The organism is Thalassotalea ganghwensis (assembly GCF_053485795.1).
The window spans coordinates 108710-120978 of the sequence record NZ_JBQRUM010000014.1 but is presented as its reverse complement, the minus strand read 5'-3'; the positions used below and the strand labels follow the sequence as shown (position 1 = coordinate 120978).

The window sequence follows — 12269 nt, the reverse complement described above, 5'->3', positions numbered from 1 at the left end:
TCTACTTCGTTATTGCCTATTTATGGGGAATAACCACATGACATAGGCTCTGTCTTGTATAAACTTCAAATGAACTGCTGCAAAAATGTACATCAAAGATCAACACGCTCTAGTATGAGCGACTATCTAATGCGGATATAAAGGACAGAGTTACCTCTGATCACTTTTAACAATGAAATCCCTGTTGACTCCGCAAGAAATTCTCTTAGCTCGCCAATGTTGCTGATCCGAACGCGGTTAACACCTGAAATGACATCGCCTTTGCGAAGGCCAATCATCTGTGCCGGAGAATCATCATCGACATTGTCAACAGAAACACCTTTGTCATTATCAAGGTTACTAAGCTCAGCTCCCTCTAGCATTCGATGAATGCTCGCAGGTTCAACATTTGAATTTTGGTCACGCTTTAGCGTTACTGTGTAGGTTTTGGTTTTACCGTTAGTTTTGACAACGGTTAATGTGACCTCTTTACCCGCGCCAATCGAGCCTATTTTTCCTCTAAGCTCACTAAATGATTTCACTTTTTTACCATTGACTTCAGTAATTACATCACCGGCTTCAATACCCGCTTCTGCCGCTGCGGAGTCTGGGGTTACTCGTTCAACAAAACCACCTTGACTTGCCTCTAACTCCATTGCTTTAGCGATTTCGCCACTAACACTATAACCTGAAACGCCTAACACACCGCGTCTAACTTCGCCAAATTCTAATATTTGACTGACGAGGTTATTGACCATATTGCTTGGAATCGCAAAACCAATGCCGACGTTACCACCATTTGGGCCGATAATGGCGGTATTAATACCGATTAATTCCCCACGTAAGTTTACTAGGGCACCACCAGAGTTACCGCTATTAATCGCAGCGTCGGTTTGAATAAAGTCTTCGTAGTTTTCATTGTTTAAACCACTTCGACCAAGCGCACTCACGATACCTGAAGTTACGGTTTGGCCTAGACCAAAAGGGCTACCAATAGCGACAGCAAAGTCACCGACACGCAATTTATCCGAGTCAGCAATATTGATAGCGACCAGATTTTCACTCTCTACTTGCAACAAGGCAATATCAGAGTTTTCATCAGCACCGATTTTCTTGGCTTCGAGTTGACGACCATCTTTTAAGGTAATTTGAATTTTATCTGCTTCTTTGATGACGTGATTGTTGGTCACAATGTAGCCTTTATCGGCGTCAATAATGACACCAGAGCCTAAACCACGAAAAGGCCTTTCTTGAGAAGGAGCATTTCTTGGATTACCAAAGAAAAATTTAAAGGCATCTGGAATTCGTTGTGCTTCGTGAGTGCCTTGTACGGATATGAGTACGACAGCAGGCGTTACATTTTCGAGCATAGGCGCAAGGCTTGGCATTTGTTGACCATTAACTTGCATGGGTAGGTTAGCTAAAGCAGGTAATGAAGATAGTGCGAAAGTGCTCGAAAGTAGTATAGAACTACAAATTACAGAAAGTTTTTTCATACTAGAGATTACTCCTTACTAAAGTATTTTTACCTTATTACTGACTCAACAATAAAAATTTAGTTCCTAATCGTCAGCAGTTGTCTTTGTAACAGTATGTGTATTATCGCTAAATAAGCCACTTGCTTGGCCAGAATAATCTAATGGGGCTTCAGTTGCGCTATCACGTCTGCTTTTCTCATGTCGTTGGTGGCGAAGTTTAGCCGTTTGTGCCAACTGCTCTTGGGTTTCTTTAGAGAAAAACGGCATCGCATCGATATGTTGTGGTGTTGCCTGTTGTAATAATTGCGTACTTTGCTCCATTTGCGCCATGGCTTTTTGACAGGTTTCGTTCATTTGCGCGAGCAAACTGGCTGAGCTATCGAGGTGCTCAGCAACGTCGAGTTTATATTGCGCCAGAGCAGCTTCACTTTCACTGGCTTGTGAAGCAAGCTTTTTATTTTCAATGGACGATGCCGAAAAGTATTTACTGGCGAAAAAGCCGATTGCACCACCAATGACTAAAAAAATGAGATTGATTACAACATCCATAGCATACACCTTGATCAGATTTAGAAAAAATTGCGTGAAAGTAGAGATTAATATAACGCGCTTATTTATACTTACCTAATAAATATGTTTGTAATTATTTATTTTCAAGCATTAATGTTCGAATTGATAAGAAAACGGTCAATAAATGATTAAACTTTCCCCTCTTGAGAAGTATAACCAAGATTTAACGCGAGATGATTTTCAATATGATGCCGCGCAAGAAAATGCCGTTAAGCATCTGCAGCGTTTATATGAAGACTTGCAAACCAAACCGCTTCCTGTCACTGGCTTTAAGAAAGTACTTAATCGTTGGAAGCGTGTTGTTGCAAAACAAGAGGAGCAGTTAGTTAAAGGCTTGTATTTTTGGGGCGGCGTAGGCCGAGGGAAAACCTATTTGGTTGATACCTTTTATGATTGCTTACCGTTTGAAAATAAAATGCGTGTGCATTTTCACCGCTTTATGCACAGAGTTCATCAGGAGTTAAAAACATTAGCAGGCCAATCGGATCCGCTAAAAATTATTGCCAAGCGGTTTGCTCAAGAAACTTGTATTATTTGTTTTGATGAGTTTTTTGTTTCCGATATTACCGATGCCATGATCCTTGGGACATTATTTGAAGAGCTCTTCGCTCATAATGTAACGTTAGTAGCAACCTCAAATATTATTCCTGATGAATTGTATCGAAATGGTTTGCAACGAGCTCGTTTTTTACCTGCAATCGCGTTAATAAATCAGCACTGTGAAGTGGTTAATGTTGATAGCGGTGTCGATTACCGTTTACGAACACTAGAGCAAGCTGAAATATACCATTATCCGCTTGATGCAAAAGCGACACAAAACCTAAATACCTATTTTTCACAGCTTGCTAATGAGCCAGGTACAAAAGCTAAAGAAATCACCATTAATCAACGTAAGCTACTCACGGTTGAGGAAGCCGAAGGCGTCGTGCACTTTGATTTTTCAACCTTGTGTGAATCTGCTCGTAGTCAAAGTGACTATATGGAAATTAGCCGTTTGTATCATACGGTTTTACTCGCTAATGTTAAACAAATGAACGTCGATTGTGATGATGCCGCAAGACGTTTTATTGCTTTAGTTGATGAATTTTACGAACGCAAAGTGAAATTAATTATTTCTGCTGAAGTAGAGATGGAGTCTTTATATAGTCATGGTGGTTTAGTCTTTGAATTTAAGCGTTGTTTGAGCCGTTTACAAGAAATGCAATCGCGAGATTATTTAGCAAGTGAGCACTTACCTTAGCTGGATTGATACCTCATGGTTAATGAATGAAAGTTATACCAATTAGCGTAAATATTTAGCCAGTTCAGAGCTATGTCAGGATCGTGCGAACCAAGTAAATTGATGCTGTTGTAGCATTCTCCATCAAAGAAATTTGTGAAGTTATCACTTTCCTGACAAGCTCCCCAAGGGCTAGTTTAAAAGGCTTATATGCTTCGTTATTGATCTTGATAAGAGAATGACCATTACCTGCAATCAATGCCTTGCCTCTAAGCCTTTTAATTCTAGCTGAATGATCAAATAATTAAACTAATTGGTATTAAAGGGTTAACAGTTGGTGTTATAAATCATTGGGATTGATCTTTGACGTTAAAATATGGTCTTGCCACTGTCCTGCAATTTTTAAGTAGGACTTGGCTAGCCCTTCTTGCTCGAACCCTAAGCGTTGAAGAAGGTTGGCACTGCGAATATTTGAAGGCATATAATTGGCCATGATCCTGTGAAGCTTTAATTCGTTAAACACATAATCAATAGATGCGCTGAGCATTTCATGCATCAACTGCTTACCTTGATAACGTTCATCAATAGAGTACCCTAAGTTACAAGCCCTAAATACCCCATAAACAATATTTGAGAATGTCGCTAGAGCGAGAACTTCGCTGGTTTTTTTATCTAAACCGACAAAAGGAAGGCATGTTCCGGCGAGAAAGTTTTGGTAATTGGTTTTGACACGCTCTTTGGCGGTTTTATCATTATAATAAGATTCTTCTCTTAACGGCTCCCACTGGGCAAGGTGAGATTGGTTATGTTTCTCATAATTGAGTAAATACCAATACTCCTCCGGCTTTAAAATAGTGATCACTAAATTTTCAGTAAATATTTCTGGTAGTTTATCCAAAATGACGTCCGTTATTCATTGTGTAGGGAGTAGTTATACCATTAATTATTTCATCGGTTAACTTAGTCTCGTTTATTGAAGTTAACCTCTGGTAAGCATTCAAATCCAGGTTTTGCAAAGAAATAACCTTGCATTAAATCAACACCTGCTTCTTTTAACCACAGCATTTCTTCATAAGTTTCAATTCCTTCAGCAAGTGTGGTTATCTTGAAGTCTTTGAACATGGTAAGGCAGTTTTTAATGATAATTTGACGAGCTTTGTCTTTATCAATATCTCGGATAAGCTTCATGTCCAGTTTGATAATATTGGTTTGAAAATCGGCCAGTAAGCTTAAACCAGAGTAACCTGCACCAAAGTCATCAATTGCAGTTTTAAACCCCATTGATTGATAAGAGTTAACGATATGTTTGATAAAATCGCTGTCGTCAATTTTTTCGACTTCGGTAAATTCAAACATAATTTGCTTGATCGGGAAGTTATGCTCTTTGGCTGCCATTAACGTTGTACGAATACAGCGTTCAGGTTGGTATATCGCTTTTGGTAAAAAGTTGATACTCAGCATACTATCAACACCTAATTTTGCAGCTAGGGTGATGGCTTTAACACGACATTGTTGATCAAATGCATAACGATTATCGTCGGTAACTTGTGAAATAATCGAGTAGGCCGATTCATTATTGAGTCCTCTCACTAAGGCTTCATAACCGAAAATAGTTTCCGTTTGGCAATGAACGATTGGCTGAAAGGCCATGGTGAAGTCAAAATTTAGCAGCGACTTATCGGCACAATTAGCACATGACAATACATTATTGTTTTTTTCTAAATCGCTCATTAATCAGACCTAACCTGTTATGTTTTTAAAGTGAAGAAAGTAAAAGGAGTATTACCTATATTGTTTGCTAAATCATAGGAATTAATAGCTTTTAATTGTCTTCCTTGGATGATTTTGACTATAGAACATGGCGCTCATAAAATCAAAAGGTAACCACCTTGCTATCAAATCATTTTATTTTCTGTTTTTCGAGTAAAAATATTAGCTTAGCTAAGTTCTGCTTGTTTAGAGCCACCTCACATATTTACATTTATTTGATGCTCTTCTATACTGTGTTTTTATACAGTATTTTTGTGGTGGGTGTAATATGAATGCCTATATTAAAGCACTAGAGAATAAGCGTTGGTTGTGGCGTGGTGTTGAACAGGCATCTGAGCGAGAAGGTAATGCTAGTGGCTATCCCGCATTGGACCAACGATTATCAGGTGGCTTTCCGCCAGCCAGTGTTATTGAAATTAAAACGCTCAATGGCATTGGTGAATTACGGGTATTAATGCCTTATTTACAGCAGCAACAACAGAAGTTGATGATATTTATTGGTGCACCAGCAATGCTCAATAGTGAGTTTTTAGTTAAGCATTCGATAGTGTTATCTCAGGTTTTATTCGTTGATACACAAGATGCTGAAGCACTTTGGTGTGCTGAGCAATGTTTAAAAAGCGGCTGTGTAAGTTGCGTCTTGTTATGGCAGCAAGCGTTAGAGCTTTTACATATTCGTCGCTTAGTGTTAGCAGCAGAGCGAGGAGAAAGTAACTTATTTGTCTTTCGTCAAAATCATTCATTGACGATGAATTTACCAGTGGCCTTGAGTATGGAATTATCGCCAAGTGTTCGAGGTGTAGCTGTTACCATCCATAAGCGAAGAGCTGGACGAAGTCATGCTAAATTCGATGTTGATATGAGTGAGTATTGGCCGGATTTAGTTAAGCAGCCAATAAGCAATAATGTGGTGTCGCTTTCAGCTCACCTTCAAAAGGTAACGCAAGTGAGTTAAGACTGATGTTATGGCTTTACTTGTATTTCCCTTCATTGCAGCTTGATCAACTTATTGATAATGGCGAGCAACAACGCCAGCAAGTGATTGCTATCGTTGATGCAAGACGTAATGAGATTATTCAAATCAATGAACCTGCTAAGCAGGCCGGACTAAGTTGTGGGATGGGGTTGGCAACAGCTTCAGCCTTGTGTCATTCGTTGACCGTGCTTCCGTATCAAGAGGAATTAGAGTTTAAGCAATTAACCTTCATTGCTGAGTGTTTGTATCGTTTTGTCGCTGATATAGCGCTTGATCGTCCTAATGGATTGTTTTTAAAAATTGACAATATGTTAGCTCTATATCGAGATGTTGGTGTGCTGTGGCAAAAGATTCATCAATTATTAGCAGGAATGAATGTTCATGTGCATTATGCAACCGCGATAACACCGTTAGCGGCTAAATTATTGGCTCAGGCTCATGTCGATAAGATCACCACGGAAGAAAATATTGTTGACCAGTTATTAGCGACACTGCCAATTGAACGAGTTTTTAAATCTACTCAGCATCAAACGCAACTAAGGCGTTTAGGGATAAAAACCTTTGCTCAGCTTGATAGCTTGCCAACCAAAGCATTGGCTGCTCGTGTTGACAATACCTTCATCTATTATTGGCAACAAATTAAGGGAAGTATTCCGTTAAAGCTGAGTTTTTATCAACCTAAGCTCAAGTTTTATCAATATATTGAGTTACTTTATGAAATTAAAGAAGTCACGGTGTTGATAAGGCCACTTACTAAAGTGATTGCCAAGCTTAGTCATTTTCTAAGGGTAAGAAATTTAGCCACACAATCGATTTTGCTGACGTTAATACAGCGTGAGTGCAAACCACTTTCAATTTTTATTGAAAGTGCAGCACCAGAGGATGATCAACATAAGTGGCTGAATTTGATTAACCTACATTTAGAAAGGCAACCGTTAAAAGCTCCTGTGACTGCACTGACAATTGAAGTGGCTCACTTTGTTGAAAAGAAACTGCCTGTTTATGATTTTTTTGAACAAAAAGTCAATGACCAACTGAGCTTTGAGGAATTAACGGGATTATTAACCGCTAAATTGGGTAAAAGTAAAGTTTTTCGTCCGATATTATTAAGTGACCACCGCCCAGAGCTTGCCAGTCAGTTGGTACTTACAAGCGCTAGTTTTGCTAGCGAAGAGAGGGATGTCGCACGGTTAAGGCCAAGTTATTTATTATCAAGTCCACAACCTTTAATCGAACAGGTTGTTATCACACAAGGGCCAGAGCGCATTGAAAGTGGTTGGTGGCAACAGCCTATTATTCGAGACTATTACGTTGGCTATAACGAGCAGGGTCAATGGTGTTGGTTATTTAGGCGGCAGGATAGTCGTTGGTTTGTTCACGGGTATTTTGCATGAGAGGTGGTCGATGTCTTATGCTGAGTTAGTTTGTCAAAGCAACTTTTCATTTTTAGTTGGTGCGTCTCATCCTGAAGAATTGGTATTGCAAGCTGAGCAATATGGCTATCAAGCAATAGCGATAACTGATGAATGTTCTGTTGCTGGCGTGGTGAGAGCCTATCGTTGTATCTTGGAAAACGAATTATCAATAAAACTCATTGTCGGTAGTCGAGTAACGTTAACGTTAGCAACCGGGCAGCAAGTACAGTTGACTTTACTGTGTCCGAGCCGCAAGGCGTATGCTGAGTTATGCCGCGTGATCACCAATAGTCGTCGCCGTTGCATTAAAGGAGAATACGAGCTTCATGAATGGGATTTAAAGACAATTAAGCATTGTTTAGTGATCTGGCAACCGATGGATGACCAAAGCAGCGATGATTTTTGGGGGGCATGGCTTACTAAATATTACCAACAACGTTTATGGTTGGGAATAACGAGGGAGTTAACTTCGGCGGAGCATCACTATATTGATTATTGTCAACAAGTAGCGCAGCGTTTTAATTTACCTATTGTCGCTTGTGGTCAAGTGTTAATGCACCGCCGAAATCGTTTGCCATTGCAACAGGTATTAACGGCAATTGCCGCCGGTACAACGGTGGATAAGCTCGGTAAACAGGCGCTGAGTAATGGTGAACGAAGTTTACGTTCGATAGCTAAAATTTATAAATTATTTAAAGCACAGTGGATCGAGGAGTCGGTTAACATAGCAAAGCGTTGCTCTTTTGATTTATCTGAACTGCAATATGAATATCCTGCAGAGCTTATCCCTGAACATTATACACCTAGCCAATATTTGGCGAACTTAGTTGAACAAGGTAAAGCAAAGCGCTTTCCTGAGGGAGTGCCTGATGAAATTAATCAAATCATTGATAAGGAGCTCGATTTAATCAAGCAACTTAATTATGAACACTTCTTTATCACGATTTATGACATTGTACAGTTTGCTAAACAGCAGGGTATTTTATATCAAGGTCGAGGCTCCGCGGCTAACTCTGTTGTTTGTTATTGTTTAGAGATCACCTCGGTTGACCCTCGTCAGATATCGGTATTGTTTGAGCGTTTTATTTCACTTGAGCGCAAAGAGCCTCCTGATATTGATGTTGACTTTGAGCATCAACGGCGTGAGGAAGTTTTTCAATATATTTATCAAAAATATGGTCGAGAGCGCACTGCTATTGCTGCCACTGTGATCACTTACCGATTGAAAAGTGCGATTCGTGACGTCGGCAAAGTGATGGGCATTAATGAAACGCAATTAGATTATTTTATTAAACAAATCAATCGCCGTGATAGACAACACTCCTGGCAAGATCAAGTTTGCGAGTTGGGATTATCTTATGAAAGTCAACAAGGGCGTTTGTTCATTGAGTTAGTCAATGAAATCAAGGGGTTTCCACGTCATTTATCACAGCATGTTGGTGGTTTTATTATTTCTCAAGGACCTTTATATGAATTGGTGCCGGTAGAAAATGCAGCGATGGCAGATCGTACGGTGATCCAATGGGATAAAGATGACTTAGAGGCATTAAAGTTATTAAAAGTTGATGTCTTAGCGCTTGGGATGCTCAGTGCCATTAGCAAGGCATTTAAGCTCATTAAACGGCATTATCAGCGCGAGTTAACGATAGCAAGCATTACTAAACAGCAGGATGATGCCAAGGTTTATCAAATGATCCAACAAGCGGATACCGTTGGGGTTTTTCAAATAGAATCACGAGCGCAAATGAGTATGTTGCCACGGCTTAAACCGGCTAATTATTATGATTTGGTCGTACAAATTGCAATTGTTAGGCCGGGACCGATTCAAGGTGGAATGGTGCACCCTTATTTAAAGAGACGAGCGGGTGAAGAAGCCGTCACTTATCCTTCCGAGCAAGTTAAGTCAGTGCTTTCTCGAACCTTAGGCGTACCCATCTTTCAAGAGCAGGTAATAAAGCTTGCCATGGTTGCTGCAGGGTTTAGTGGCGGTGAAGCTGATCAACTTCGTCGAGCTATGGGAAAATGGAAGAAAACGGGTGAACTTAACCGTTTTAAGCAAAAGCTTATTGACGGTATGACCGAGCGCGGCTATCAGGTCGAGTATGCGGAACGAATATTTGAACAGATTTGTGGTTTTGGAGAATATGGCTTTCCTGAATCACACTCTGCTAGCTTTGCTGTTTTGGCGTACGTTTCAGCGTGGCTTAAGTATTATTATCCTGAGGTGTTTTACTGTGCCTTATTAAATAGCTTGCCAATGGGGTTTTATTCACCATCACAACTCTTACAAGATGCTAAACGCCACCAAGTTATGGTAATGCCAGTATGCGTGAACCATTCATCATGGCTACATACCCTGACCGATAGTGGTGATGGTTACGTACTTCAACTGGGCCTATGTTTAGTAAAAGGTGTGAATGAGCAGCAGATGACGCGTTTAATTTCAAAACGACCCGCAGGTGGTTATCAGTATTTAGGGCAAATACACCAATTAGGACTTAGGCAAGATCAATTAACCGCACTGGCGAGCGCTAACGCTTTTAAAGTATTATCAGGGGATCGTTACACTACTCGCTGGCAGCTAATGGACAGTGAGCACCAACTTCCGCTATTTTCTGCAACGAAAGAATTTGATTTAACCCATGAGCATTCTTCGACAAGTGCCTTATCTTCATTGAATGAGTTGATTTCAACGAACGAAGTGAAAGCCGTATTGAGTGATCAAGAACAAGAGCGTGATATTGACTATCATATTAAACCGACGTGTTATGATGAGTTACTTGAAGACTATGCGGCAACAGGGCTGAGTTTAGAAAGCCATCCAATAAGTTTATTACGCCAAGCAGGCCAATTATCACATTGTTTTACGGCTAAAGAGTTAATACAGGCGAGACATAAATCGGTTGTCACGGTAGCGGGTGTTGTCACCGGTCGGCAAAGTCCAGGCACAGCTTCTGGGGTAACATTTATGACACTAGAAGATGAAACAGGTAATATTAACGTTGTTGTGTGGATGGCGACAGCGAGAGCGCAAAAACAATGTTTTTTATCAGCGCGTATCCTGAAAGTTAAAGGCATTATTGAACGAGAGAAGAACGTGGTCCATGTGATTGCAGGGCGCTTAATTGATCTAACTGATCATTTTGATGACTTAGCCACGTATTCCAGAGATTTCCATTAGCAAAGTAAAAATGAGTCAACGTAATAATAAAAAACATCGACCATACAAGGTTTCCAAGAGAAGCATTAAAGATGACTACATTGATAAACAAATAACGGTCATTCATTTTGCTATGGCAAAAAAACTCGTCAACCACCCTGAATTACTGCCTCAAGTACATCAAACATTAACCTCTTATCGAGAGAATGGGCGACTATCTTATAGCGGTTATATCACATGGCTCTCAATACTTGAGTTATACGATGACAGTGAACAATTTATTCAAGGTGTGGTAGAAGAGAGTGCGCAGATGAAAAGGCTAAGGCGATCGACACCTTTTGTCGGAATTCTAACCGAGGCAGAACGTGAAAAAGCATTGTATGAAGAGGCCATTGGCACCATTAGTAAACCGGATGCTCTATTTTTATAAATCTCTTGGCAGACAACCGTCACAATGACAAACAAAAAACTTCAACCTGCTTGAAAAATATACGTGATCTTTAAAAAATAATTCTGTATAATCCGCGCTCCCTAACGTTACAAATGTCTATTATCTTCCCAAAGAAGTAGACAAGGGGCTCGATACTCGAAGGGGTAATGGCGTAGCCTTTTAACTGATGGTCTATGTAATAGGCTGTTTTTTAGTAACATTATTAATAATGGGTTTTTTAAATGAAAACTTTTGTAGCAAAACCAGAAAGCGTACAACGCGAATGGTTTCTAGTGGACGCTGAGAACAAGACTCTTGGTCGTATCGCTACTGAAATTGCTAGCCGTTTACGCGGTAAGCACAAGCCAGAATATACTCCTCACTGTGATACCGGTGATTACATCGTAGTTATCAATGCTGAGAAAGTTAAGGTTACTGGCAACAAAGCGAAAGGTAAAATTTACTACTCGCATACTGAATTCCCTGGTGGTCTTAAGCAAATTAGCTTTGAAAAGTTAATTGAAAAAGCGCCAGAGCGTGCAATTGAGTTCGCAGTAAAAGGTATGTTACCTAAAGGTCCTTTAGGTCGTGAAATGTACCGTAAGCTTAAAGTGTATGCTGGTGCTGAGCACAAGCATGCTGCACAACAACCACAACTTTTGGAGCTGTAAGCAATGGCTGATAATCAATATTACGGTACTGGTCGTCGCAAGAGCTCAACTGCTCGTGTGTTTATGAAAGCTGGTAACGGTGCAATCACAATTAACAAGCGTGACATTTCTGAGTACTTCGGTCGTGAAACTGCTCGTATGGTTGTTCGTCAACCATTAGAGTTAGTTGAAATGTTAGAAAAGTTTGACTTCAATATCACTGTTGTAGGTGGTGGTATTTCTGGTCAAGCTGGTGCTATCCGTCACGGTATTACTCGTGCATTAATGGAGTTTGACGAAACTTTACGTAGTGATTTACGTAAAGCTGGTTTCGTTACTCGTGATGCTCGTAAAGTTGAACGTAAGAAAGTTGGTTTACACAAGGCTCGTAAAAAGCCACAATTTTCAAAACGTTAATTTTTACTTTATCGTTTCAAAAGCCGACATTTATGTCGGCTTTTTTATGTCTGCGGTTTTATTAGGGTTGATGAAATTTTATGCTATTTCGCTTCTTTGTGTGTCTTTAAGTAGAAAGCATGGAAATTCTCAATTTTTACCACTACTTTTATACATATCTGACTGAGCATTCAGTGAATTTCCCCTTGTAAAAAATGGGGCTTTT

11 protein-coding genes are annotated in these 12269 nt (G+C 39.9%); 7 read left to right on the top strand and 4 right to left on the bottom strand.

Annotated features, from left to right (window positions below):
* Nucleotides 1-122 precede the first annotated feature (122 nt).
* Together ACSLUH_RS14395 and ACSLUH_RS14390 are read right to left on the bottom strand one after the other, a co-directional pair.
* Nucleotides 123-1475: a Do family serine endopeptidase gene (locus ACSLUH_RS14395; RefSeq protein ID WP_448568193.1), complete on the bottom strand. Its 1353-nt coding sequence runs from the start codon at nucleotides 1473-1475 to the stop codon at nucleotides 123-125.
* A 66-nt stretch (nucleotides 1476-1541) separates the two neighbouring features.
* Entirely contained in the window at nucleotides 1542-2006 is a 465-nt protein-coding gene (locus tag ACSLUH_RS14390; RefSeq protein WP_448568191.1) for a Z-ring associated ZapG family protein, read from the bottom strand.
* A gap of 145 nt (nucleotides 2007-2151) precedes the next feature.
* Here ACSLUH_RS14390 and zapE point away from each other — a divergent pair, with 145 nt between their 5' ends.
* Nucleotides 2152-3267 carry a cell division protein ZapE gene (gene zapE / locus ACSLUH_RS14385; RefSeq protein WP_448568189.1) on the top strand — a complete coding sequence of 372 codons (1116 nt, stop codon included), beginning with the start codon at nucleotides 2152-2154 and terminating at the stop codon, nucleotides 3265-3267.
* A gap of 319 nt (nucleotides 3268-3586) precedes the next feature.
* Here zapE and ACSLUH_RS14380 read toward each other — a convergent pair whose 3' ends face one another.
* A complete protein-coding gene (locus tag ACSLUH_RS14380; RefSeq protein WP_448568187.1) occupies nucleotides 3587-4144 on the bottom strand; it encodes a GNAT family N-acetyltransferase in 558 nt (185 codons plus the stop codon).
* A 62-nt stretch (nucleotides 4145-4206) separates the two neighbouring features.
* Nucleotides 4207-4977 carry an EAL domain-containing protein gene (locus tag ACSLUH_RS14375; RefSeq protein WP_448568185.1) on the bottom strand — a complete coding sequence of 257 codons (771 nt, stop codon included), beginning with the start codon at nucleotides 4975-4977 and terminating at the stop codon, nucleotides 4207-4209.
* Nucleotides 4978-5284: 307 nt separating this feature from the next.
* On the opposite strand from ACSLUH_RS14375, the gene imuA reads away from it, so the two are divergent.
* The 6 genes from imuA to rpsI all read left to right on the top strand — a co-directional run bounded on the left by imuA (nucleotide 5285) and on the right by rpsI (nucleotide 12064).
* Nucleotides 5285-5971, top strand: coding sequence for a translesion DNA synthesis-associated protein ImuA (imuA, locus tag ACSLUH_RS14370; RefSeq protein ID WP_448568183.1), 687 nt, complete (start codon nucleotides 5285-5287; stop codon nucleotides 5969-5971).
* 5 nt (nucleotides 5972-5976) lie between these two features.
* Nucleotides 5977-7386: a Y-family DNA polymerase gene (locus ACSLUH_RS14365; protein ID WP_448568181.1), complete on the top strand. Its 1410-nt coding sequence runs from the start codon at nucleotides 5977-5979 to the stop codon at nucleotides 7384-7386.
* Between the two features lie 10 nt (nucleotides 7387-7396).
* A complete protein-coding gene (locus tag ACSLUH_RS14360; protein WP_448568179.1) occupies nucleotides 7397-10588 on the top strand; it encodes an error-prone DNA polymerase in 3192 nt (1063 codons plus the stop codon).
* A gap of 10 nt (nucleotides 10589-10598) precedes the next feature.
* The gene (locus ACSLUH_RS14355) at nucleotides 10599-10997 is read left to right on the top strand and encodes a hypothetical protein (RefSeq protein ID WP_448568177.1); all 399 of its coding nucleotides are present in this window, start codon (nucleotides 10599-10601) and stop codon (nucleotides 10995-10997) included.
* A gap of 242 nt (nucleotides 10998-11239) precedes the next feature.
* A complete protein-coding gene (gene rplM, locus ACSLUH_RS14350; protein WP_448568175.1) occupies nucleotides 11240-11668 on the top strand; it encodes a 50S ribosomal protein L13 in 429 nt (142 codons plus the stop codon).
* 3 nt (nucleotides 11669-11671) lie between these two features.
* Nucleotides 11672-12064 carry a 30S ribosomal protein S9 gene (gene rpsI, locus ACSLUH_RS14345; RefSeq protein WP_448568173.1) on the top strand — a complete coding sequence of 131 codons (393 nt, stop codon included), beginning with the start codon at nucleotides 11672-11674 and terminating at the stop codon, nucleotides 12062-12064.
* Nucleotides 12065-12269 lie beyond the last annotated feature (205 nt).